Source organism: Hahella ganghwensis DSM 17046, assembly GCF_000376785.1.
In the GTDB taxonomy this organism is placed as follows: domain Bacteria; phylum Pseudomonadota; class Gammaproteobacteria; order Pseudomonadales; family Oleiphilaceae; genus Hahella; species Hahella ganghwensis.
The window spans coordinates 107368-131118 of record NZ_AQXX01000141.1 but is presented as its reverse complement, the minus strand read 5'-3'; the positions used below and the strand labels follow the sequence as shown (position 1 = coordinate 131118).

Annotated in this window: 20 protein-coding genes and 1 riboswitch; of the genes, 9 read left to right on the top strand and 11 right to left on the bottom strand. The window is 50.6% G+C overall.

Annotated features, from left to right (window positions below):
- Positions 1-38 precede the first annotated feature (38 nt).
- The 6 genes from F566_RS0127925 to F566_RS0127900 form a co-directional block, all read right to left on the bottom strand.
- Positions 39-1379, bottom strand: coding sequence for a DUF3426 domain-containing protein (locus F566_RS0127925; RefSeq protein ID WP_083921198.1), 1341 nt, complete (start codon positions 1377-1379; stop codon positions 39-41).
- 245 nt (positions 1380-1624) lie between these two features.
- A complete protein-coding gene (gene prmA / locus F566_RS0127920; RefSeq protein WP_020410349.1) occupies positions 1625-2506 on the bottom strand; it encodes a 50S ribosomal protein L11 methyltransferase in 882 nt (293 codons plus the stop codon).
- 1 nt (position 2507) lies between these two features.
- Complete coding sequence (gene accC, locus F566_RS0127915; protein ID WP_026180373.1) at positions 2508-3848, bottom strand: acetyl-CoA carboxylase biotin carboxylase subunit; 1341 nt, start codon at positions 3846-3848, stop codon at positions 2508-2510.
- Positions 3849-3983: 135 nt separating this feature from the next.
- Positions 3984-4442 (bottom strand): acetyl-CoA carboxylase biotin carboxyl carrier protein, encoded by a 459-nt coding sequence (gene accB, locus F566_RS0127910; RefSeq protein ID WP_020410347.1) that lies wholly within the window; start codon positions 4440-4442, stop codon positions 3984-3986.
- Positions 4443-4459: 17 nt separating this feature from the next.
- Positions 4460-4900 carry a type II 3-dehydroquinate dehydratase gene (aroQ, locus tag F566_RS0127905; RefSeq protein WP_020410346.1) on the bottom strand — a complete coding sequence of 147 codons (441 nt, stop codon included), beginning with the start codon at positions 4898-4900 and terminating at the stop codon, positions 4460-4462.
- A gap of 272 nt (positions 4901-5172) precedes the next feature.
- Positions 5173-6795 carry a GGDEF domain-containing response regulator gene (locus F566_RS0127900; protein ID WP_020410345.1) on the bottom strand — a complete coding sequence of 541 codons (1623 nt, stop codon included), beginning with the start codon at positions 6793-6795 and terminating at the stop codon, positions 5173-5175.
- Positions 6796-7075: 280 nt separating this feature from the next.
- Between F566_RS0127900 and F566_RS0127895 the strand changes: the two genes are divergently transcribed.
- Positions 7076-9133, top strand: a complete 2058-nt coding sequence (locus F566_RS0127895) for an EAL domain-containing protein (protein WP_020410344.1) — start codon at positions 7076-7078, stop codon at positions 9131-9133.
- A 57-nt stretch (positions 9134-9190) separates the two neighbouring features.
- Positions 9191-10240: a DUF2333 family protein gene (locus F566_RS0127890; protein ID WP_020410343.1), complete on the top strand. Its 1050-nt coding sequence runs from the start codon at positions 9191-9193 to the stop codon at positions 10238-10240.
- A gap of 54 nt (positions 10241-10294) precedes the next feature.
- Here the strand turns inward: F566_RS0127890 and F566_RS0127885 are convergent, their stop codons facing one another.
- The gene (locus F566_RS0127885) at positions 10295-11080 is read right to left on the bottom strand and encodes an aldo/keto reductase (protein WP_020410342.1); all 786 of its coding nucleotides are present in this window, start codon (positions 11078-11080) and stop codon (positions 10295-10297) included.
- Entirely contained in the window at positions 11077-12279 is a 1203-nt protein-coding gene (locus F566_RS0127880) for an FAD-dependent oxidoreductase (RefSeq protein WP_020410341.1), read from the bottom strand. The genes F566_RS0127885 and F566_RS0127880 overlap by 4 nt, the downstream gene beginning before the upstream one ends.
- A 193-nt stretch (positions 12280-12472) precedes the next feature.
- Between F566_RS0127880 and waaA the strand changes: the two genes are divergently transcribed.
- Positions 12473-13753, top strand: coding sequence for a lipid IV(A) 3-deoxy-D-manno-octulosonic acid transferase (gene waaA, locus F566_RS0127875; RefSeq protein WP_026180372.1), 1281 nt, complete (start codon positions 12473-12475; stop codon positions 13751-13753).
- A 57-nt stretch (positions 13754-13810) separates the two neighbouring features.
- On the opposite strand, the gene F566_RS0127870 is transcribed toward waaA, so the two are convergent.
- Complete coding sequence (locus tag F566_RS0127870; RefSeq protein ID WP_020410339.1) at positions 13811-15139, bottom strand: TolC family outer membrane protein; 1329 nt, start codon at positions 15137-15139, stop codon at positions 13811-13813.
- A 587-nt stretch (positions 15140-15726) separates the two neighbouring features.
- A riboswitch (TPP riboswitch) is annotated at positions 15727-15834 on the top strand.
- A 135-nt stretch (positions 15835-15969) separates the two neighbouring features.
- Between F566_RS0127870 and thiC the strand changes: the two genes are divergently transcribed.
- From thiC to gcvH, 6 genes are all read left to right on the top strand, one after another.
- Entirely contained in the window at positions 15970-17832 is a 1863-nt protein-coding gene (thiC, locus tag F566_RS0127865) for a phosphomethylpyrimidine synthase ThiC (RefSeq protein ID WP_020410338.1), read from the top strand.
- Positions 17833-17974: 142 nt separating this feature from the next.
- A complete protein-coding gene (gene nudF / locus F566_RS0127860) occupies positions 17975-18604 on the top strand; it encodes an ADP-ribose diphosphatase (RefSeq protein WP_020410337.1) in 630 nt (209 codons plus the stop codon).
- Positions 18605-18685: 81 nt separating this feature from the next.
- Positions 18686-19159: a DUF1249 domain-containing protein gene (locus tag F566_RS0127855; protein WP_020410336.1), complete on the top strand. Its 474-nt coding sequence runs from the start codon at positions 18686-18688 to the stop codon at positions 19157-19159.
- 184 nt (positions 19160-19343) lie between these two features.
- The gene (gene cpdA / locus F566_RS0127850) at positions 19344-20144 is read left to right on the top strand and encodes a 3',5'-cyclic-AMP phosphodiesterase (protein ID WP_020410335.1); all 801 of its coding nucleotides are present in this window, start codon (positions 19344-19346) and stop codon (positions 20142-20144) included.
- Between the two features lie 43 nt (positions 20145-20187).
- Positions 20188-20787: a YqiA/YcfP family alpha/beta fold hydrolase gene (locus F566_RS0127845; RefSeq protein ID WP_020410334.1), complete on the top strand. Its 600-nt coding sequence runs from the start codon at positions 20188-20190 to the stop codon at positions 20785-20787.
- 165 nt (positions 20788-20952) lie between these two features.
- The gene (gene gcvH, locus F566_RS0127840) at positions 20953-21345 is read left to right on the top strand and encodes a glycine cleavage system protein GcvH (protein WP_020410333.1); all 393 of its coding nucleotides are present in this window, start codon (positions 20953-20955) and stop codon (positions 21343-21345) included.
- A 93-nt stretch (positions 21346-21438) separates the two neighbouring features.
- Here gcvH and F566_RS0127835 read toward each other — a convergent pair whose 3' ends face one another.
- Complete coding sequence (locus tag F566_RS0127835; RefSeq protein ID WP_020410332.1) at positions 21439-22314, bottom strand: HDOD domain-containing protein; 876 nt, start codon at positions 22312-22314, stop codon at positions 21439-21441.
- A 176-nt stretch (positions 22315-22490) separates the two neighbouring features.
- Complete coding sequence (locus F566_RS0127830; protein WP_020410331.1) at positions 22491-23750, bottom strand: imelysin family protein; 1260 nt, start codon at positions 23748-23750, stop codon at positions 22491-22493.
- Position 23751 lies beyond the last annotated feature (1 nt).

Below are 23751 nucleotides of genomic sequence, written 5' to 3'. Positions count from 1 at the left end.
GGCCCCGCCAAAAAGGCGGGACCGAGGCGGATTTGAGATTATTTATCTGCCTCGTAGGTGGCAATAAAGTCGAGTGTATAGTTGACGGCTTCTTTGCCTGGATCAAGGATTTCAAGTGCTATATGGACGGGCACATTGGGTGGCATGACGGTCATGCCCTTTGCTTCCCCAGACAAATATTCAGGAGGGGTGAATCGGCGTTGGGCAACAACAGCGTCGTTGATATCTGAAAAATTCAGCGAGATGTCGGGAAACGGTTGCTCGAATGTCGCCTGATTGATAATGATGGCGTCAATGATCAGTGCTTTGTTTACCAGCGGATGGCTGCGGACCACCAGGTTCTGGCTCTTAATTTTCCCAATATCATACAGAGAGGGCAGGGTACATCCGAGAACATCACAAGCTTTCGCGTAAATTGGTCTTAGTTGGTCGTAGCGGGCCAGTTTGTCAAAATGAAACCAGGCCAGTTGTAATACCAGGAAGACTACGAGGGAGATGATGGCCAGGCTCCAGAATGCTGTTCGGTACCAGTTCGATCCATGATCTATCTCAGGCCCCGATGATTTGACACTGATGGGGTCTGCGCGGAGTGTGTGATAGGGATTATCTCTTTCTGCGCGAATGGATGCCGCCATAGGATCTGGCTGTGGTGGAGGCGGAGTTGTGGAAGCTGGTTTTGGTTGTGGCGCGGCTGTTCCGGCCGGAGAGGTATGATCCTGAATCTCCAGAGGGCTTGTCTGACTTTGAGACGGTTTGGACAAGGGGGGGCTGGCAGAACGTGGAGGTTCGGGGGGTGGCTGCGGTGAAGCTGGTTTCTCCAGTTCGCGCAACATCTGCTCTGCCCAACTTTCATCGGTACTGGTGCTCTCATCATCCTCGTCGTCTTCAAATTCGAAGCTCTTTCTTTCCTCTGGCTTTTCCAGGTCGCGGAAGCTGTCACTCAGCTCGCTTTCGTCGAGCAGCCCGCCTGAGTATCCCTCTTCTTCCTGATCCTGGTCTGGATCGTCCTGAAAGATCAGCTCGTCATCAGAATCGTCCCCGGCCGCTGTCAAAGCCTTGGTCAGTTCATCCAGAATGTCATCACTGTCTTGGGTTTCAAAGTCATTGGTGTCAAAGTCTGTATCGGCAAAGATATTGTCGCCAGAGATAATGCTTGAGGTGTTACTTTTTCTAGCGGCTGTGTCTGGGGTGGATTTTCTGGCAGGAGGCTGCTGGCCGGATGCATCTGTTGAAGAGGATACCGGATCATCTGACATTAAGTGTTCGGAGGCATTGAAAACCTTCATACAGGCGCCGCATCTGACTTTGCCGCGGGCGGCCTGTAATTGTGCATCGGAAACCCTGAAGCTGGCAGAACAATGTGGACAACGGGTTAACAATGAAGCCTCCGGAGATTAACTATCAAATGGGTACAATAAGATAACCATTCTCGACCGGTGGGCAGAAACCAATATGGATTCGAATTGTGAAAGCTTGCTGCGCACTCGGCGGGAAAGAACAGTTTAAACATGAATGAAAGATAGAAGTTTTGCAAGTATTTGATCTTTAATACTTGGTGACAGGGAGAATGTCTCCCCGCCTGATTAATTTCATGTTCTCCTGCGTTCCCTGCAGTTCCGTCAGGTCAGATACCGGTGCGGCGTTTTCCGCTGATAAGCACCCAGTCCTCTTTGTACTGGGTTGGCTCCAGATCGAAGAAGACCTCGTATGCCGATCTGACGTCATGCTCCTGTTCCCTGAGAATTCCGGACAGGGCAATAGCTCCGTCTACGCGAATCAGTCCAGCCAGAGTCGGTGCCAGACCTATGAGAGGGTTGGCGAGAATGTTGGCCACAATAATATCGGCAGACATCGGCGGTAACTGGTCAGGGAGGTAAAGGCTCAGCCGCTCCTCAACGCCGTTACGCTCAGCATTGTCCAGACTGGCATCCAGGGCCTGGGGGTCAATATCTGTACCCACTGCGGCATTGGCACCTAATAGCAGACCTGCAATGGCCAGTACGCCTGAACCGCAACCAAAGTCCAGAATACTTTTTTCTTGCAGGTGCTGGCTGTCCAGCCATTCCAGGCAAAGTGCTGTGGTAGGATGGGTGCCGGTGCCAAAGGCAAGTCCCGGGTCCAGCAGAAGGTTGACCGCGTCCGGATTTTCAGGTGGTTGCCAACTTGGGCAAATCCATAACCTTTTTCCGAATTGCATGGGCTGGAAATGGGTCATCCACTCCCGCTCCCAATCGCGGTCTTCAATGATTTCACAATGAGTGGCGTCATAAGGTATCTGATGCTGCTCAAGATGCGACCTGACCAGTTCCCGGTCAATATCGGCACTGAATAGGGCAACCACCTGGGTGCTGGACCACAACGGTGTTGTTCCAAGGTCTGGCTCCAGGACGGGATCATCGTGGGCGTCGACCATCGTAATGGACAGGGCTCCAATATCTTCCAGAAGCCCTTCTATATATTCAGCAGTGTCATCACTTGCAGCAACAGTTACCTGTAGCCAGCTCATGTTAATCCTTAAGTAATTTTTCCAGGTAATGTATGGTGAACTTCTGGCTTCTGAAGCCGGAATCTCTCACCAGACGACGATGTAGAGGGATATTGGTTTTGATCCCTTCTACCACCATTTCTTCGAGCGCATTATGCATACGTTCCATGGCGTTGTCGCGGTCAATTCCCCAACAGATCACTTTTCCGACCAGAGAATCGTAGTACGGTGGTACGGTGTAACCGCTGTACAGATGTGAATCCACACGTACACCATTTCCGCCGGGGGCATGGAAGTGTTGTATGGTTCCGGGGCTGGGAGTGAACTTTTGCGGATCTTCAGCGTTGATTCGGCATTCAACGGCATGGCCGCGAAACAGAATATCTTCCTGCTTGAAAGTCAGTGGCATGCCACTGGCTATGCGAAGCTGCTCTTTGACAATATCCACTCCTGTAATCATCTCGGAAACAGGGTGTTCAACCTGAACACGGGTGTTCATTTCAATGAAATAGAAATTGCCATCCTGATACAGGAATTCAAAGGTTCCTGCACCTCGGTAACCGATATCGATACAGGCGTCTGTACAGGCTTTCAATACCTTTTCCCGCGCTTCTGGATCAATGCCTGGTGCCGGGGCTTCCTCGATGACTTTCTGGTGGCGACGCTGCAATGAGCAGTCGCGGTCACCCAGGTGAATAGCATTGCCCTGGCCATCGGCCAGTACCTGCACTTCGACGTGACGAGGACGATCCAGGAATTTTTCCAGGTATACAGTAGGATCGCCGAAAGCCGCTTTGGCTTCACTCTGGGTTACGTGGATGGCGTTCAGCAGAGCCGCTTCACTGTTAACCACCTGCATTCCTCGGCCGCCACCGCCTGATGCTGCTTTAATCAGGACCGGGTAACCGATTTTACGGGCAATTTCCAGAGTACGCTGATTGTCATCTGTAATGGGGCCGTCGGAACCGGGAACGGTGGGGACTCCGGCTTTTCGCATGGCCTGGATGGCTGAGACTTTGTTCCCCATCAGACGAATGGTGTCGGCGCGGGGGCCAATAAAAACAAAACCGCTCTTTTCGCACTGCTCGGCAAAGTCGGCATTCTCTGACAGGAAGCCGTATCCAGGGTGAATGCCAACAGTATCGGTTACTTCGGCTGCAGAAATAATGGCAGGGATGTTGAGGTAGCTTTCAGTGGGGCTGTTTGGGCCGATACACACTGATTCATCTGCCAGTCGAACGTGCATAAGATCACGATCGACACTTGAATGGACTGCAACGGTGCTGATACCCAGTTCCTTGCAGGCACGCAAAACTCTCAGGGCGATTTCGCCACGGTTCGCGATCAGTACTTTTTCCAACATGGTCAATGTACTCGTAAGAATTTCGTTTTCCATGGCCCACGCCGCTAATCATCTAGTGGAAGCGTAGGCCGTTTTTGCGGTGGCAGTCAGTGAAGAATCAATTCGGACTGTTGCCAACGGACGTGATGCTTAGAGTCAGACAATGGTGAACAATGGCTGGTCGAATTCCACCGGTTGGCCGTTTTCCACCAGAATGGCCTCTACGGTGCCGGATTTGTCTGCTTCGATCTGGTTCATCATTTTCATTGCTTCTACGATGCAAAGTACATCGCCAGCTTTTACTTGCTGGCCAACTTCAACAAAAGCTCCTGCTGTTGGTGAAGGTGAACGGTAAAATGTTCCCACCATTGGGGATTTGACGACATGCCCGTTCAGAGCTGGCTGGCTTGGTTCAGCTGAGCTGGCAGCTGCCGGTTCAACGGCTGCGGCAACAGGCTTGGGGGCCGCCTGAGGGGCGCTGACATACACAGGATCTGCGGTAACTGAGGATTTGCGTGAAATTCTTACTGAATCATCGCCTTCCTTGATTTCGATTTCCGCAATGTCCGATTCTTCGAGTAGTTCAATCAGCTTTTTTACTTTACGAATATCCATAATGGGGTCTCGATGGTTTAAGGGTTAATTCTTGCAATGGCGGCTTGCAAAGCTAAATCATAACTCTGGCTGCCGAGTCCGCATATCACACCAATGGCGATATCGGAGAAATACGAATGGTGTCGGAAGGCTTCCCGTGCATGCACATTAGACAGGTGCACTTCGACGAATGGAATTCCGACACCGAGCAAGGCGTCTCGAATTGCAACGCTGGTATGGGTGAATGCTGCCGGATTGATAATAATGAAGTCGACGCCTTCACGTTTGGCTTCATGGATTCTGTCAATCAGCTCATACTCGGCATTGCTTTGCAGGGTTAATAAATGGTGCCCTTGGGTTTTGGCCTGTTGGGTCAAGCGCAGGTTAATGTCGTCCAGGGTTTCAGATCCGTAGATTTCCGGTTCCCGGGTTCCCAGAAGGTTTAGGTTGGGGCCATGAATAACCAGGATGCTCGCCATAGCTCGATTTCCTTAGGGCTTTATTTTTCAGGGGCTGAAGACATCACCTTGACGCTCTGAACAAGATTGGGGATCCGTCTGCAATTCCCAACTATAGAAATGAATGATTTCAACAAGTTTGCAGAAGTTTGACTCTTTTACTGGGGGTATTCAAGAAATTTGGCGGTGATTTTGGTCATACTTTGGTATATGAACTACATATTTGGAGTTCGCCGGGATACACTGAATTCCCATTATCCCGGCTGTGGCGTTAGCTAACCGGCCGCTGCCTGTCAGCTCTCACGGTAAACCCTGACGCAGTTTCTTCCACCGTGTTTGGCATCATACAGTGCCTTGTCTGCTTTTTGTGCCAGCGACTGCTGGGTATCAGTGGGGGTGCATGAGGCAATGCCGCAACTGAATGTCGCCTTGAATTGCTCCATATCTGTAGGATGAATCAATTCGGAAAACTTTTCCCGAATTTCGTTCATGATATCCCGTGCATCGGATTCAGACGTGCTGGGCAGAATGACGGCGAACTCTTCACCACCATATCGGCCGATATGATCAGACTTACGCAGTCGCTGTTTCAGAAACAGGGATATGCTCTTCAGTACTCGGTCTCCTACGGGGTGTCCATAACGGTCGTTGATCTTCTTGAAGTAATCAATATCCATCATCGCAAAACACAGGGGGGTCGAAGACTGGCCGGCTTTCTCAATTTCTCCCGTTAATAGCTGGAGTGTATGTGTATGGTTGAATAAGCCTGTCAGGCTGTCTCGAATCATCAGCGCCAGTAGGGACCGGGCACGGCGGCCTCGGTTATGTATCGTCGCAACCAGATGTCGGGGAACGATAGGCTTGACCAGAAAATCGTCTCCCCCAAGGCTCATGGCATGTAATTGCTTGTTGATATCATCTTCCGCCGACAAGTAAATGATGGGGACGCTGACAAACTGATCTTGTTGCCGGATAACCTTGGCCAGTTCTGTGCCGGTACAACCCGGCATATACATATCCATGATGATAAGTTCCGGCGAGAACTCTTTCAGTCCGACCAGTACCTGCATGGGATCGGTAATGATTTTGGGGATGATTCCGGCTTTCTTCAGGGCGCTTTCGATAAAGGCTGCCTGCGCTTTCGAATCATCCACAACCATGACCCGATAGGGTTGATGGCTGCTGGTGCGGGTGAAGGTTTCCACTTTTTCGATAAGCTGGGCTGCGTCAAACTGACCGGAGAAGAACTCCTCACCTCCATTTCGGGCGGCGATCAGTCGGGTTTCGATGTCGCCTTCGTCGGCGCAGACGAAGAGGACGGGAACCGGAGTTTCGTGATGACCCTGAATGGTCTTGATGACCTCCAGCCCCGCGCGGGAGCTGTCGCCGAAATCTACATCAAGAATCAGTGTTTCCGGCTTGTTTTTCTGGGTGGCTGCAACCAGCGATTCATGGTCGTAATAACGTTCGCCGCGAAAGTCGAAAAACTGCATCTGTCGGATGATTCGGTCTGCCAGTTGCCCATTGTTCAGAGCAATATAGATCGGTGCTCTGATGTAGGTTCTCTGAGCATACATGCCTGGTTTGTCTGATTTGCGCTGAGTCAAATTGGCCAGTTCGAGGATATGTGCCTCCAGTGCCTCTACTTCCTGACTGACATTATTACCGCCGCGAATATGAGCTTTTTTCAGATCCTGGTTAATAGCCTGGGCAATACTGAGGTGATCGGTCATATCGAAGCGGGCGGCGTACCTGCCCAGTTTGATGGTGGCATTCTGGAAATCCGTCAGCCACTGAGAGTCACTCCATTGCCGGAGTTTGAGTTGTTGCCAGGCCTCAAGAACAACGCGAGCCTGAGTGGTCACCCGCCCGGCGAAATGTTGCTTGAGTTTGTCCCTTTGGCTTTCGATGGTCATAAGTGTAGTGTGGCCCATTTCCGCTTTTTTTCTGAAGAGTCCTGTGGTGAAGGTGCCTGATTAGAGTATGAGCTGGAAATTATCTGATTTGTGGTCTTCGTCCAGGCTCTTCTATTGTTATTCTTTCAATTAGATGAAGTATAGTAGTGGTTTTTCGAATCAGCATAGTGGGAAACTGTATAGCTCTGTAACTTATTGTTCGAGTGAGACTTTCATCAGATTTCTGTCAGTGGAAAATGAGTATCAACAGCTCCAGAGAAAATAAGAGGATAAAAATCCGGTGACTCATAAGCCCCAGGAACCCCGAGGACTGTATAGTTTTAAAGGACTGCTGCTGGCAGTGGTATATGGTGTATTGGTCATGCTCCTGCTCGGCGGGTTGATACTGAATGTGGTGCAAAAGCGGGAGTATCTTCAGGCCCAGCTTACTTCCCATGGTCAGGATTCAGCGACTTCACTGGGGCTTTCGCTGTCGACGGTTGCCGTGGAAGGCGACTGGGTCGCTGCATCCTCGATGATCGATGCGATTTTTGATTCCGGCGCATACTCGAATGTGCGTCTGCTGGATAGCCAGGGACAGGTCGTTATTAACCGTAGTGCGCTGCTGAGCCTGGAAGAGGTTCCTGACTGGTTTATTTCTATAATGCCGCTGCAGACTCCCTTGGGGCAGGCAGATGTCGTCTCCGGCTGGAAAAGGGTTGGGACTCTGCAGGTCAGAAGCCATCCAGGCTTGGCTTACCGTGACCTCTGGTCTACTGTCAAACAGCAGGGGGCGTTATTTGTCATACTGGGATGCGTGGTCTTTCTATTGCTACATCTGTTGTTGAGGCAGTTGTTGCGCCCCCTGAAGCGACTGGAATCAGCAGCAGACAAAATCGCGCATCGCCGTTTTGATGTAACCCTTCCGTTACCGGCCACCAAAGAAATGCGACGGGTGACAGAGGCTGTTAACACGATGACTGCCTCAATAAGAACCATGTTTGATGAACAGGTCCATACTATCGAGAGCCTTCGCAGGACTGCGCTTCAGGATTCTGTTACGGGGCTGATTAACCGTGAGACATTTGATAAGCGGTTGCAGGCAGGTCTGTCCAGTGGTGCAGGGGAAGGTAGTGGGGTACTTTGGTTGCTGGAACTAAAAGGTTTTGGTCGATACAACGAAAAGTATGGGAGGTCTTCCGGGGATCAACTCTTGACTGAGGTGGCTGAAGTCCTGCAGGACGAGGTACGTGCTGTTGTGGGCAGTTATGTGGCTCGCCACGCTGGTTCTTCCTTTGCGGCATTTATTCCGGCCTTTGATCTTGAGCATGCTGGAGAGCTGGCTGATCAATTATTAATGCGTCTGCAGGCTTTGGAGGCTTTGCAGAAAGATGGTGATTGCGTGACAGCTCTGGGGATGGTCTTGTGCCGGGACGGCGATAACCTTAGCGATTTACTTTCTGCTGCTGACTTTGCAGCTCAGGAGGCGGTACAGTCTTCGGGAGGCGGGTGGTCGGCGGCAGATGGTGACCTGAAACGATCTTCTGATCCGGTCAAAACGGCCTCGTTTTGGCGGGAGTTATTACGTGAGGCGTTGGACAGGCAGGGATTTGTAATGAACTTTCAACCTGTTGTCAGTCTGGGGATAAGTGAGAAAAATAACGGGACGAACTCAATATCAAATGAAGCTCTCCCAGATGTGGCGCGTCAAGGTGTCATCATGCAGCAAGTCCTGGCCAGGCTGGCTGATGAGCACGGGCAGCATGCTGCCGCAGAGTTTGTTCCAATGTTGAATCGCTTTGCGATGACGTCCGAACTTGATTTGTGCATGCTTGAACAGGGATTGCATCGATTGAGTCAGCATCCTGAAGATGGTGCGTTGTGCATATTGCTCTCTGTTCAGACTCTCGCCAGGGATGATCTGGCAGCAGTTTTAACGGCTTTGCTGCATAAGTATGAGGGGGAGACTGGACGCTTGTACCTTGAATGTCCTGAATATGCGCTGCAGGTATGTTGGGCAGGTGTTGATGTGTTGATACAGTTGCGCCAACGCTTTGGTTATCGTCTGGTGATCGGTCGTTTTGGCACGGCTGGCTTACCTTTCGGATACTTGCGGGATTTGTCTGTGGATGCGATTAAGGTGGACCCGGGATTGGTGAAAAATATCGACGAAGATGATGGGCATCAGTTTTATCTTCGTTCTATTGTGCAGATTGCGCACTCTCAAAACAGTCTGGTCATTGCCGTAGGGGTGGAGAGTCAGGAAGAGTGGGATTGTCTGATGAATATCGGGGTGGATGGTGCAATGGGGTATCATATATGCCATCCTCAGTCAGAGCCTGTGCATTTGGGCGGATGACAACCGTTTGATCTCTATGCCGGGGCTGACGGATACATATCAATACTGGAAAGGTTTATGTGGCAATCAATGAAAAATTTCTTTGTGGAGCGTTGGGAGGATCTTGAGGATTATCTTGGCGGTGGCAGGTTGTTGAAGTTTATCGGGATCCTGTTGCTGGTATATCTGTTGGCCTCTGTGCTTGTCGGTTGGTACTGGAGTCAGGAACCTGAGTTATTTGATGTGAATGAATCAACCCGGTTGCTGGTAGGCGAGCAGCAGACCAATACGGTCGTTGGCACTACAACCACTGCCACGTTGATTACACTCGTGGAAACCCTGATGCAGAAAAATGGTGGATATATCAGCAATGATGTTTTTCCTCCCGGTGTCTGGCTGGACAATATTTCTAACTGGGAGTTTGGGGTGCTGGTACAGGTAAGGGACTTAAGCCGGGCGCTGCGGAAAGACATCAGTCGCTCTCAAAGTCAGTCTGTTGAAGATCGGGATCTCACGATTGCTGAGCCTCAACTGCATTTTGACAGCGCTTCCTGGATGATTCCTTCAACAGAGTCTGAGTATCGTCGAGGTGTCACTGCGCTTAAGCGTTATATGGTGCGCCTGGCGGACACAGACAAGAACGATGGCCAATTCTATGCTCGATCAGATAACCTGAGAAGCTGGCTGACGGATGTGGAAACCCGTCTTGGCAGTCTGTCGCAGAGGCTCAGTGAAAGTGTCGGCAAGCGACAATTCGATGTTGATCTGGCCGGCGATCCGGCAGCACAGCAGTCCACGCCGGGGGTCGAGGAACAGGAATTAAAAACCCCATGGCTGGAAGTGGATGATGTGTTTTATGAGGCTCGCGGCACAGCGTGGGCATTGATTCATATTCTGAAAGCCATTGAAGTGGATTTTGCGGCAGTATTGAAAGATAAAAACGCTACTGTCAGTCTGCGTCAGATAGTAGTAGAGCTGGAAGCAACCCAGGAATCTGTCTGGAGTCCGTTTATTCTGAATGGCAGTGGTTTTGGTGTGTTGGCGAATCACTCGTTAACCATGGCGTCTTACATTTCACGTGCCAACGCAGCGATTATTGATCTGAGAAGTTTATTGGCCCAGGGCTGATTGCATCAAGGGAAAGCAGGGTTCATCAGGAGCCGCCTCTTAAGGGCGGCTTTTTTACGCCTGAATGACCCGCTCCAGGGCGTCAATATTGGCTTTCATGTGTAGTGGATTTATCGTACCGACAATGGCACTGGTGACGCCTGGATTCGAGAATACAAAACGAAAGCTCTCTGTCAGAGCATCTTCACCAGGCTTTAGACACAGATGTCCGCTGGCCAGCGCTTTCTTGATCAGAATGCCTTTGCCCTGTTCCCGGGCAAAATCAATTACCTCACTTTCCTGCCGCTCATTCAGGTTGTAAGTCACCATGGCGACATCACTGTGGCGTAGAGCTTCAATGCCGCCCTCAACCGTCTTGGTAGACATGCCTGTTGCTCTGACCAAGCCCTGTTGCTTCAGTTCGTTCAGGGCATCAATTGCACCCTGTTGAATAATGTCCAGATCATTACCGTCCGAGTGGACCAGTACAAGATCAAGATAGTCTGTTTTCAGGCGTTTAAGACTGCGTTCGATACTGAAGCGGATGTGCTCAGGGGAAAAATTAAAGCTGGACTTGCCCTGATCGAATTCTTCACCGACTTTGGTGCAGATGATCCAGCGGTTGCGCTGACCCTGGAGCAGAGTTCCCAAGCGTTCCTCGCTTATTCCGTAGGCCGGAGCCGTATCAATAAGGTTCATGCCGAGGTCGGCGGCGAGATTGATGATCGCCTTGGCATCCCGGTCATTGGGAAGCTCAAAGCCTTGCGGATATTTCACTCCCTGATTACGTCCCAGCTTTACAGTGCCCAGTCCAAGGCAACTGACTTCCAGTCCGGACTGGCCCAGTGGGCGGTAGATCATGACAGTAAATCCTCCCATACAGGCTGACTGACCGTGGGGCGGTTCAGGAACTTCAGCTGATTGTAATCGGTTTCCGCACCAGGCGTGATATTGTCCTGTTTCAGCTTGGCGAATACTTCATCCACCAGATTGGGGGTCAGTGCCAGTTTGGTAGGCCAGCAGGTGATAATATTCTCAGACTGGTGGACAAAGGCCGAATCCGGTCTCAACATAGCATTTTGCTGGGGTTCTGCCCGATGGATCATGAAACTGTTCCACTGGGCGTCGCCCAAGTCGATCCAAGGGAGTAGCTCCTTGACAATCGTTTTGGCTGAATCCAGTTGGGTCTGTTTATCCAGTTCAACACCGGTTTCGGCCAGGTTGCCGCCAAGGTACCAAACCGGCTGTCCGTCGGCCATGTAGTGAGTGGTAATCGTCAGCAGAGGTTTGCTGCCAGAACCAATACAGTGGGCGTAGATCGGGTGAGGGTAGTGATGTTTCACCACCACCATGTGCAATGGGCGACGTTGCATGGCTGGCCCCTGGAGCTGCGCACTGTGAAGCACGCTCTCATTGCCTTCGCCTGCTGCCAGGATGTAGCGCTTTGCTTTGATGCGAACACGTTTATTTTTGCCAAACAACTGAAGGTCATTAACCTTTCCGTTGTCCAGTTCCAGCGAGCTGTGTTGAGCGCAATCATACTGGTAGATACCGTCACCGAAGGGACTCGTCAGCGAGTTAATGACGCTGGGGACATCCACCACAATTTCATTCAAGGCGTAAAAGTTACCGTGGAATCCTGGGTCTTTGAACGCCTCTGGGCGATGTTCCAGGTCATCCGCTTCAACCCTACCTCTGACAGCCTTACTGGCAAAAAATGAAGTCAGCTTGGACATGAGGCGATCCCGAGACCACATATAGTGATGCTCAGAGAGAATTCTGGCTGAGGTGAGATCCACATCGCCTTCCCCTTTCAGACAGGCGCGCCAGCGGGCGGGCATATCTGCGATGGCGTTGGACGCATTGGTCAGGGCGCCATGGAGAGCATACTTGGTGCCGCCGTGAATAATTCCCTGTGAGCGGACGGACTGTCCGCCTCCCAGACTTTGGCGTTCAAGCAGCACTGTGCTGTAACCGGCCGTGCGAAGACGGTAGTTGAGCCATAAACCGGCAATACCGCCCCCAATGATGACGATGTCGGTTTCGAGAATTTCTGCCATGGACTGGCCTCATGCTGACAAATCGGGCGCCATTATAGCGAGTCCGGTATGTGAACCCAAACCAATCCCTGAAAATTCAGATTGGGATATTGTAATGTTTCGTGACGGTCTACATTGCGCAGTCCGCAGTTGAAAGGCAGAGTTGTGGTACACTCCGCGGCTGATTCACACAAGCCTATAGATCAAAAATAACATGACAAGACTCTTCTACACTTTGCTTTATTACCTGATATTACCTCTGGTATTAATGCGTTTGTGGTGGCGAGGGCGAAAAGCTCCACAATACCGTCAACGCTGGCTTGAGCGTCTAGGGATATTCAAGGCCCCCAAAGACGACCGGCCTACACTCTGGATTCATTCTGTCTCCGTTGGTGAAACCGTTGCTGCAGCTCCTATGATCAAAGCTTTGCTGGCACGCTTCCCGCATTGCCGTCTGGTGGTGACAACGATGACACCAACGGGATCTGAACGAGTTAAGGCGTTGTTCGGAGATTCCGTTTTTCACGTTTACGCGCCATATGATCTCCCTGGATGTATTTCCCGTTTCTTTCAGCGTCTGAACCCTGTCGGGCTGATTGTTATGGAAACTGAGCTGTGGCCAAACTGGGTGCATTTCTGTCAGCGGCGAGGGGTACCCACCATATTGGCTAACGGTCGAATGTCGGAACGCTCTGCCAGAGGTTATGAAAAAGTGAGCGGTCTGACGTCATCAATGTTTGCTGATTTGAGCTGGGTTGCAGCTCAAAGCGCTGACGATGCCGCTCGCTTCGACCGTTTGGGGGTGAAGGTAGAAAACCTTACCACGACGGGCAGTATCAAGTTTGATATTCAGATTTCGGACGAGTTGCGCCAGTCTGGGTCTGAGCTACGGCTTCAGTGGGGGGAAGAACGTCTGGTGATTGTGGCTGGAAGTACTCACGAGGGTGAGGAGCGCATTTTATTGAATATGTTTCGCCAATTACTTCAGGAAGATCCTTCTCTGATGCTGGTGATCGTCCCGAGGCATCCAGAGCGTTTTGATTCTGTTGCTGGAATCATTGAGCAAGCAGGTCTTGTGATGGCCCGAAGAAGTCACCGGAAGCCGTTCACGCCTGAGGTTCAGGTAGTGCTGGGTGACACTATGGGGGAGTTGATGAGATTTTATGCCGCAACGGATGTGGCATTTGTTGGTGGCAGCCTGATCCAGCGTGGAGGACACAACCCTCTGGAGCCTGCCGCTTTGGGAATACCCGTATTGATGGGCGCGCACGTTTTTAACTTCCAGGATATCTGTCACCGTCTCGAATCAGAAGGTGTTCTGGTAACAATCAACGAGGCCAGTCTGACTTCGGAGATTGGCAAGTTGTTGAGGAATGATCAGATGCGTCGTGAGCAGGGAGAGCGGGCTGTGGCTTTTGTGAAGAAGAATCAGGGAGCTCTGGAACGATTACTGGCAGGGATCGAAGAGCGAGTAATTCCGCCGGGGGCGCGATAACACGCCCCATTCAAGAGTTCTGCTCTTCGTTCGTAAGTAGAATAACGGGCAACTTGATTAGTTGGTTACCTGAACCGGAGCGCCCAGCCATTTGTTCAGCTCTTCTATGTCCTGCATGGAGAGGACTCCCGCAGTTTGTTTGAAGGAAAGCTGGTTGACGACAAAGTCGTAGCGAGCATTGGCATAGTTGGATAATGATTCAAAATAACGGCGCTCGGCATCCAGAACTTCCACAATGTTTCGGGTACCAACGTCGTATCCTGCTCTGGTGGCCTGAAGAGCACTTTCGTTGGACACAATTTCCTGCTTGCGTGCTTGAATGGCCTCGATGTTGGTTTGCAGAGTCCTGTACAGGCTGCGTAACTGAAGGCGGATGTTACGTTGAGTGGTGTTCAGAGTTTCCTGGGCTTGCTCAAGCTGATAACGGGCTTGTCGGACGCCGGCCTGAGTGCCGCCGCCGGTATAAAGGGGGACGGTGAGATTCAGGGCGATGCTGGCGTCTGTAGAGTCATCGTCCGCTGGAGCCGGGCCGTTGAAGTCGCTATAGGCATAGCTGGCTACCGCATCCAGGGTGGGGTAATGGCCAGCTTTACGTGAAGACACCACGCTATCTGCACTTTGAACACTCCAGCGTGCTGCGAGAAGCTGAGGGTTGTTTTCGAACGCGATGTTTTCCCAGTCACTGACTGAGTTAGGCGTCAACATGGCGACTGGAAATTCCTGGCTCAATACCTGGATGCGATCAAAGTATCCACCGGTAATACGCTCCAGTGTTTCAAGGGCGACATCCACCTGTCCCTGTGCGTTGATCCGGGCAACTTTCCCTGAATCGTAAGTTGCTTTGGATTCATGGACCTCCGTAATGGCGATCAGGCCAACTTCAAATCGTTCTTTGGCTTGTTCCCACTGTCGTTTGAATGCTTCCTCAGCGCGCCTGGCGGTAGTCAGATCGTCCCAGGCCCGAAGTACGCCGAAGTATGCGTCGGCGGTTCGGAAAATCAGTGATTGCTCGGCTGTTCTCAGCTCTGCATCAGCTTGATTGCTGGCGTACTCACTTGCTTTGAAGTTGTGATAAGTGTCGAACTTCAACAATGGTTGGGTAACACTTAGTTCTGCACCTTCTGTGACATAACTGTCATCGGCACCGGAACCCTTTTCTACGTCATGGTGAGTCACGGCTCCGCCCAGAACAATCTGAGGTAGCAGGCCAGAACGGGAAATAGTGACACTTTCAGCAGAAGCGTTACGCGCGGCCAGAGCAGTTGCCAGCTCTGAATCATATTCAGTTGCCTTCTGGTAAGCGCCGGTGAGATCAATAGCCTGGGCCGACAACGAAATGAAAAGCGAGCTGGCCACAATTGGCAGGAGGCGAAAGCGGAATGTCATGTGAATACCTTCGTTGAGATCATTGACCGTTTAATTCACCGAAAACAGCCACGGATATCCGGACTGGTCGGTGGTACTTAATCCATTCGTTACCCGAGACTTAAACTCTCCGGAAACAGCTCAGTGATACGGACAGGTAGCACTGATTCAATTAAACCTGAGGAACCTCTGAAAAACTACCAGAGTCGCCATTGGGGCAACATTAAGATAGGTTTTGCTGATATTTTTTTAGAGTCTCCCCGGAGGCTTCTGAAATTACTACTGCAGATCCTTGTACCTAAACTCCCGACATGACGTTCGACGAAAGATAGTAACTTCTGCTTCACCAACTTTTGGTTGGCATCGGATCAATGCTGGGTTGGCGGCAGATTCAGAATAAGAGCCGACATTGAATGTGATTGATTGAAAAGTAAAGAGTTTATTTGAGACTAATTGTCCTGGTCGTCGAAGGCGGCTCCCCTCTTAGTTAGACCTTTAACTCGCCCCAAGTCATAGCTTCTGCGTTTCGAGTTGAGGGCTATTGCCTGTTTTAATGTGTTCACTGTATACATGATGGACAATAATAACGCTTATCTCTACACTTTGGAACACTCTTGTCGGGGTGCTGATATTTATATCGGCTGAGATCACCAGAAGGTGGGACCCGTTGACCTGATCCGGATAATACCGGCGTAGGGAGCAAAGATTTACTCTTCCGTACAGTGTCCGCAGTCTGTCGACCGGCCATCAGCTCATCCCGCAGTAGTCAGGCCCCGATGGGGTCGTAACACCAAAAATAATACCCATTTACCAGTGCCCGCAACGATGCTGCTGGGCGAGGACGGTTATTCATGAGTGAACTGCAATACTTACGTGAGAATGCCAAGGTCGACAGTGCAGCGGTAGAGCCGCTTCCCAACAGTCGGAAAATCTATGTAGAAGGCAGCCGCCCGGATATCCGGGTGCCGATGAGAGAAATCTCCCTGAGCCCGACTCCGACGAAAGATGGGATTGAGGAAAACCCTCCAATCAGAGTCTATGACACATCCGGTCCCTACACTGATCCGGAAGCCCGGATTGATTTGCGCAAAGGTCTTGCACGGTTACGGGAAGGCTGGATAGAAGAGCGGAAAGACACAGAACTGTTGGCCGGCTTCACGTCTGAGTTTTCCCGCAGGAGGATGCAGGACCCTTCATTGGATACATTGCGCTTTGGATTCCTGCATCATCCCAGAAAGGCCAAAGCCGGGGCAAATGTGACCCAGTTGCATTATGCCAGGCAAGGGATTATTACCCCGGAAATGGAGTATATTGCGATCCGGGAGAACATGAAGCGCGCGCAGCTTAAGCAAGGTGCTGCGCAATTGCAGCAGCATGCCGGCCAGTCTTTTGGCGCGTCGGTCCCTGACGAGATAACGCCAGAGTTTGTGCGTGAGGAAGTGGCGCGCGGTAGGGCGATTATTCCCTCCAACATTAACCACCCTGAATCAGAGCCGATGATTATCGGCCGAAATTTCCTGGTCAAAATTAACGGTAATATTGGTAACTCAGCACTGACCTCGACGATTGAGGAAGAGGTGGAGAAGCTGACCTGGGCCACCCGCTGGGGATCAGACACCGTCATGGACCTATCGACCGGCAAGCATATCCATGAGACCCGTGAGTGGATCATTCGGAATTCCCCTGTCCCTATCGGCACGGTTCCAATATACCAGGCACTGGAAAAAGTGGGTGGTGTCGCCGAGGATCTTACCTGGGAAATCGTGCGTGATACATTGATCGAACAGGCGGAGCAGGGCGTGGATTATTTCACTCTGCACGCCGGCGTTTTATTGCGTTATGTTCCGTTAACCGCTGATAGAACCACCGGCATTGTTTCCCGAGGTGGTTCTATCATGGCGAAATGGTGTCTCGCGCATCATCAGGAAAATTTCCTGTACACGCATTTTGAAGAATTATGTGAAATTCTGAAGGCCTACGATGTGGCTATTTCCATGGGAGATGGGTTGAGGCCGGGCAGTGTCGCTGACGCCAATGATGCGGCCCAGTTCGGCGAGCTCGAAACATTGGGAGAGTTGACCAAAATTGCCTGGAAGCATGATGTACAGGTGATGATCGAAGGTCCAGGGCACGTGCCCATGCATCTCATCAAAGAAAACATGGATAAGCAGTTACGCGAGTGTGACGAAGCGCCCTTCTACACACTGGGGCCATTGACGACAGATATCGCACCGGGCTATGACCATATTACCTCGGGAATCGGGGCGGCCATGATTGGTTGGTATGGCTGTGCCATGTTGTGCTACGTGACACCGAAGGAGCATTTGGGGCTGCCGAATAAGCAGGATGTCAAAGACGGGATCATCACTTATAAGATAGCAGCTCACGCAGCAGATTTGGCGAAAGGTCACCCCGGAGCCCAGTTGCGGGATAACGCGCTATCCAAGGCGCGCTTTGAGTTCCGTTGGGAGGATCAGTTTAATCTGGCGCTTGATCCTGATACTGCCCGTGAATTTCATGATGAAACCTTACCCAAGGATTCCGCCAAAGTGGCACATTTTTGCTCTATGTGTGGTCCTAAGTTCTGCTCGATGAAAATTAGTCAGGAAGTCAGGGATTATGCGGCGGAAAACGCTGGCAAGGTAGAATCCGCGATGCAGGAAAAGTCAGATGAATTTAAAGCTCAGGGAAGTCGCCTTTATCAGGAAATCTGAGCGATCTCTGACAATTGATCCCCGGGGCATTCTCAGCCCCGGGGATCTGACACAATACTCTTGTCATGATACTGTACGGAGTCCTGAGATATATTGTGGCTCATACACATTTGCAAAACTGAAATCGAACAGGGGATGATGCATGCCGATTGAGGATGCCGTATTTGATAAGCATGATGTCAAGATACTCGATACTTCTGACAGCTATCAGGGTTTTTTCAAAATCCGGACGTTAAGACTGCAGCACGCGCTGTTTGCCGGAGGCCTTGGTCCTGAATTACAGCGTGAATTATTCGTGCGTGGCTCGGCGACTGTTATGCTACCCTATGATCCCGAACGAGATGAAGTGGTGTTATGCGAACAGTTTCGCATTGGTGCTCTGGAAGATACCCATAGTCCCTGGTTGCTCGAATTGGTGGCGGGGATGGATGATCCTGGCGAGTCTCCTGAACAGGTCGCAGTCAGAGAGGCCAGGGAAGAAGCGGGACTGGAGGTGACGGCTCTCAAACAGATTTGTCGCTACTACCCATCTCCAGGTGGAAGCTCAGAGTTCATCCACTTACTTTGTGGCAAGGTCAGCACTGATGGCGTAGGTGGCACGCATGGTCTTGAAGAGGAAGGGGAAGATATTCAGGTGCATGTGCTGTCTCGAACTGATGCATTTTCACTGGTGGAAAGTGGCCGGATCAATAACGCGGCTTCAATTATCGGCCTACAGTGGTTGCAAATGAATTACCGGAATTTGCAGAGCGAATGGCAAACCCGTGGCTAAACGCGTAACGTAATGAGTAGATGGATTTGCCAAAGCCGACACTGTTCGGCTACTGGTTAAAGGAATTTGTCGTGGGAGGAGATGTCTGAATTGTTAGAAAGAGGTGATTGGGTGAAGCATCGTTATGTCCCTGACATAGCAAAATTTGGCGCTATCTGTGAATCCAACTATGTTCGGATCAACAAATTGCTGTCGGACATGGATGAGGGGGCAGAGGTCGTCTATAAGCTGTATAACGAAGGTGCGTATCTGGGTGATATACGTTTACAGGTGCTCGAGACCAGTCGTTATACCAACCTCATATTGCTGGAACAAATTCAGACATCGGGGAAGTGGCTGAACAATCCTCAACTGACCGTTCGTGTCTATCATGATGCCCGCATGGTGGAAGTGATCAGTGCTGCTGATCACCCACGGGTTGAAGCCGTCAACGACTACCCCAATCACAAGATGCATCTTCCTGATGAGAAGCTTCAGCTCAATCAGTTTTTGTCCGAATGGCTGGGTTATTGCCTGAATCATGGCCATTCCAGCGTGTCTTTGAAAGGTCTTTGAAACTGGGATTTGCGTTCAAAGATCTGTCTACCATATCTCGAATTCTTTCTAAGCTGCTACTTTTTAAGCGATTTGTGAATGATTGACTGGAAAATAGTCGCATCTACTTATATCGTTTATAACGTATCGGTAGAGTTTTTCTCCGGTAGTCTATTGTGTAAGAAGGAATACAGGACCGCATCGGGTGGCGAAGAAACAGCGCTGGTTAAAAATAGTTCAGGTGACAGACTCTCATCTTCGCAGGGAAGTCGACGGTATGCTACTGGGTATGAATACCCGGGAAAGTCTGGATGCCGTGTTGGAGCTGGTGGATGCTCGCAAAGAGCGGCCTGACCTGGTGTTGGCCACTGGGGACCTCGCCCAGGACGGTAGTGCGGAGGCATACCACTGCTTCGAAAAGAAGATGGCCAGATTTGAGTGTCCGGTTGTGTGGTTCTCCGGTAATCATGATGATCCGGATGTCATGACCAGCGCGATAAGAAATTCACAGGCGTTTGTAAAGGTTAAGCTACTTGATGACTGGAAACTGATTTTTCTTGATTCCTCTGTGCGCAATAAAGTTTATGGCGAGCTGGCTGAGACTGAACTTCAGCTTTTAAAGCAAGAGCTGGAGAAAGATCAGGACAAGCATGTGGCGATCTGCTTTCACCATCATCCGGTTAATATAGACTGCCGTTGGCTCGATACCATTGGGTTGAAAAACGCAGATGAACTGTTTGCCATCACCGATCAGTATTCGCATGTGAAGATGATATTGTGGGGGCATATTCACCAGGAATACGATCAAGTCCGTAACGGGGTTAGAATGCTGGCAACTCCTTCAACCTGTGTACAGTTTAAGCCCTGTAGCGAGGATTTTGCCGTAGACGATCTGGCTCCGGGGTATCGCTGGATCAAGCTGGCTGCTGACGGTTCCATTGAAACGGCCGTGGAGCGCGCAGATCATATTGACTTCGTCGTCGATATGAGCAGCAAGGGGTACTGATTCCGCGTCTGGCCAGAAACCCATTGCGATTGCCTGAGCTGTTATGGCGGACCTACCATTGACCACACCTTTTTTACTTTATCTGCACGGTTTCAAAAGCTCTCCTGACTCTATCAAGGCACAAGTTGTTAAGCGTTGGATAGCTAGACGGCGGCCAGATCTGCGCGTTGAAATTCCGGCGCTGCCGTTTTCTCCCAAAGCTACCATCAGGTATCTCGAAACCACCTATTTTCAGGGCTCACCCCGGCCGATGGGGATTATCGGTAGTTCGCTTGGCGGATACTATGCCGCCTATTTGAGCCACATTTACGGCGTACCTGTTGCGATGATTAACCCTGCGGTGAGACCCTATTTGTTGTTGAATGATTATCTCGGGCCTAATCAGAACCTGTATACAGGAGAGGTGTTTGAAGTCTCCTCCATGCATATGGAGGAACTTATTGCCTTGGACATTCAACCAGAGGGGCTAAGAGGGCAATACCTGACCCTGGTGCAGACTGGTGATGACACGCTCAATTATCGGGAAGCCCTGGAAAAGTTTGGTTCCCATTCTATGTGGATTATGCCTCAGGGGAGTCATGAGTTTGATGGTTTTGAACAAGTGCTGCCAGCTATAGTGAATCATCTGGAAGCGTTTCGCTGAGTGCAAACAGCCCCTGCTGGAGTTCTGCTACACTTTTTCCTGACCAAGATAGAAAGGAGTCCCTGATAGCGTGGGAATACGAAGCTTACAGAAGCTCTTGATAATGGATTGCAGATCATAGATAGTTCCCGCAATAAAGACATATCCAATGAGAAGGGTTGAAAAATGAGCAATATTCCAGGAGAACTGAAATATACTTCCACACATGAGTGGGTGCGTATCGAAGAAAACGGCACTGTGACGATCGGTGTAACTGAGCACGCACAGGATTTGCTGGGGGATGTTGTTTTTGTTGAGCTTCCTGATGTAGGTGCGAACCTTGCTGCCAGTGAAGAGGCTGGCGTTGTGGAATCGGTAAAAGCCGCTTCAGACCTTTATGCTCCGATTGCCGGTGAAGTTGTGGAAATCAATGAGGCCCTGCAGGAAGCTCCTGAGCTGGTGAATAGTGATCCTTACAACGATGGATGGTTCTTCAAGCTGAAGGTTTCAGATAAGTCAGAGCTGGATGGGCTAATGTCTGCTGAAGATTATAAAGCGCAGTGTGACGCGGAAGACTGATTCAAGCCAGGCACGAAAGAAAGGCGCAAAATAAAGGCACAAAGAAAAGACCTAATAGAATAGGCATGAAGAGCTAAGGGTGCTCTTTGTGCCTCATTTAGGAAGATAAACGTTAATACCCATCTCCGCGAAACTATCGCGCATGTCATTGAGGTCATACAGACTCAGTCCCAGGAACTCCAATACGTCATTTTCCAGCCTTAGCCACTCAAAGTCCGTTGTCTGGTTACCGAAGACATGAAAACTCCCACATAAATGTTCCGCCGTTTTCAGAATGGCCAACAGCGTCTTTTTATCCGGATTCCGACCGTCTTTATTTTCGAAAACACTTTCAGCGGAATGATGCTCAGCAATGGCTTCGCAGATATGACGAGGTAAATTCCACGACTTGGCTGTGTAGTAGCCGACAACAGAGTGGTTGGTGTTGTAGTGCAGGTTCTCGGTTTCCGTAATACGCTTTTCAGGCTCGCCATATGCCTCTTCGATAACATTCATATAGTCCCTGAATCGGGCCAGCATCAGAGGGATCCCGCAGTTATGAAACAGGCCCAGCATGTAAGCTTCGTCGGGGGAATGATATCCGACTTTTTTGGCGATATTGGCTGCTATGCTGGATATGTCGTTTGCCGTGTCCCAGAAACGGGTGAGCTCCACAATCGTCTCATCCGTCATTTCCCCTTTAATGGATATCCCGTTGATGATGTTGACCACACTGGTTGTCCCCAGAAGTGACACAGCCTGGGCGATAGAGGTGATCTTGTTGGAGAGTCCAAACAATGGGGAATTGACGAATTTTAGAATTGTTCCGGACAAGCCGACATCCTGGCTGATGAGGGCTGCGATTTGTGCGATATCTGGATCGGGCATAATTTGCTCGATCTGGATATCGACCAAAATCTGAGGCTGTGGCGGTATTTTGATGCCCTGAAGGATGTGTTTGATCTGTTCTTCGGTGAGTTCGGTAGACATCTTTGCTCTTTTCACTCTTGATCGTCGGAAAAGGCTGCAGTCACTCACCATAAACCTTTTCCGGTCAGGTTTTTTCAGAAGACCTGTAGCGCCGTGCTCTCAGGAACTCCAAGGTGTTGTTTGGACAAGTCAGCCTGACTATTCAGTTTAGTCTATTTAGTGAACAGACCCTAACTTTATGGAGTGAGTTCGGCAAATCGTACGATCAGTTTTTCTCTCAATTCGAGTGCCTGGGATTCGCAAACCTGAACCTCCTCCTGCTGAGAGGTACTGGTGGCCGAGAGGGATGTCAGGCAACTTGAGAGTTCTTCCAGGAGATTATCAAAAGCCTCCTCAGGATTGTCCCATAGAACGATGCCTGCTTTCAGTCCTTCCATACGCCCCTGCCAGAAGTGATTGGTTTCCTGGGAAAATGCCATATGCTCCTGGTAATGCCATCCAGGTTCTCCCTCCAATGGCGTTAGGGCAAAGAGGATCTGCCGATCAATATTACGCATTACCAGTTCCAGCTGCGGATTTTGCTCGTCCCTCATTTTTGGTGAGCTGGAAAATGCCAGAAATGCATTGACGACATTGCTATGCGTCCACTGGGAGTGAAGTTGATTTAGGTGATTCGCCAGCGCTGAGGCAATTGTATCGGCAAGTGCAAGTCTTCGATCAAGGGTCGGTTTGATCATTAGAGTGCTTTTACTTTGGAGGGAGTCAGATACCTGTTCATCCAAACCGGTGTCAGTATTTAAGGCGCCGTTATTGGTATCAAGAGCTAGATTGTTGTCAGGAGCTTGTGCCGACAGCATCGCTGAGGACGACAGGTCCTTTTCCAGTCCCTGCTTAGACCACAGAATAAACTCCAGGGGGTGCATGCCGAAGGTTAGAAACATGGGGTCTGCGAATAAGTGTTTATCTTCCAGGAGTGGTTGACTTATGGGCAGATCGAGAGCGTGGATCAAGCCGCTTGCTGGATAGCCCCCTACTGTGTCCAGGTAGCCTGCCAGCATCGGAGTCTGGTCAATGAGGGAACCATAAGTGAAAGCTGAGTTTGCAGGTTGCCTTTCCAGAAGGGCCGCGGGTTGGTCCAGCACATACAGCGACCATAACGCCTGCATTGAACGGTGAGCTTCAAGCCAGTGCTGGCGGGCTTCTTGAAGGTTGGCCCAAGTCGGCTTTTGTCTCAGCTGTTTGATGCTGGTGCCAAGTGTTTCGACGTGGGCAGCTGCCTGTAGGTGCAATTGCTCAGCCATCTCGCTCACTTGGCCGGCCACCTGTTGCTCCTCAGTCGTGAGCTCTTTTGTCGGGATGTATGCTATCGCTGCATCCAACTGGGAAGAGCTGGGAACTCTAGGCGTATCAGGGGGCGTTGAGTCTGTGCAGGCGGTCATGAACAAGGTAAGAGGCAGGGCAAGAGAAACTGCGCTCTTGAAAGCTCGCAACGGCATG

Excerpts from the sequence above, each read along its gene's own strand:
- prmA (WP_020410349.1), bottom strand. The coding sequence starts at position 2,506 with ATGAGCTGGCTACAGGTAACTGTTGCTGCAAGTGATGACACTGCTGAA.
- accC (WP_026180373.1), bottom strand. The coding sequence starts at position 3,848 with ATGTTGGAAAAAGTACTGATCGCGAACCGTGGCGAAATCGCCCTGAGA.
- accB (WP_020410347.1), bottom strand. The coding sequence starts at position 4,442 with ATGGATATTCGTAAAGTAAAAAAGCTGATTGAACTACTCGAAGAATCG.
- aroQ (WP_020410346.1), bottom strand. The coding sequence starts at position 4,900 with ATGGCGAGCATCCTGGTTATTCATGGCCCCAACCTAAACCTTCTGGGA.
- F566_RS0127900 (WP_020410345.1), bottom strand. The coding sequence starts at position 6,795 with ATGACCATCGAAAGCCAAAGGGACAAACTCAAGCAACATTTCGCCGGG.
- F566_RS0127890 (WP_020410343.1), top strand. The coding sequence starts at position 9,191 with ATGTGGCAATCAATGAAAAATTTCTTTGTGGAGCGTTGGGAGGATCTT.
- F566_RS0127885 (WP_020410342.1), bottom strand. The coding sequence starts at position 11,080 with ATGATCTACCGCCCACTGGGCCAGTCCGGACTGGAAGTCAGTTGCCTT.
- F566_RS0127880 (WP_020410341.1), bottom strand. The coding sequence starts at position 12,279 with ATGGCAGAAATTCTCGAAACCGACATCGTCATCATTGGGGGCGGTATT.
- waaA (WP_026180372.1), top strand. The coding sequence starts at position 12,473 with ATGACAAGACTCTTCTACACTTTGCTTTATTACCTGATATTACCTCTG.
- F566_RS0127870 (WP_020410339.1), bottom strand. The coding sequence starts at position 15,139 with ATGACATTCCGCTTTCGCCTCCTGCCAATTGTGGCCAGCTCGCTTTTC.
- thiC (WP_020410338.1), top strand. The coding sequence starts at position 15,970 with ATGAGTGAACTGCAATACTTACGTGAGAATGCCAAGGTCGACAGTGCA.
- nudF (WP_020410337.1), top strand. The coding sequence starts at position 17,975 with ATGCCGATTGAGGATGCCGTATTTGATAAGCATGATGTCAAGATACTC.
- F566_RS0127855 (WP_020410336.1), top strand. The coding sequence starts at position 18,686 with ATGTCTGAATTGTTAGAAAGAGGTGATTGGGTGAAGCATCGTTATGTC.
- F566_RS0127845 (WP_020410334.1), top strand. The coding sequence starts at position 20,188 with ATGGCGGACCTACCATTGACCACACCTTTTTTACTTTATCTGCACGGT.
- gcvH (WP_020410333.1), top strand. The coding sequence starts at position 20,953 with ATGAGCAATATTCCAGGAGAACTGAAATATACTTCCACACATGAGTGG.
- F566_RS0127835 (WP_020410332.1), bottom strand. The coding sequence starts at position 22,314 with ATGTCTACCGAACTCACCGAAGAACAGATCAAACACATCCTTCAGGGC.
- F566_RS0127830 (WP_020410331.1), bottom strand. The coding sequence starts at position 23,750 with ATGCCGTTGCGAGCTTTCAAGAGCGCAGTTTCTCTTGCCCTGCCTCTT.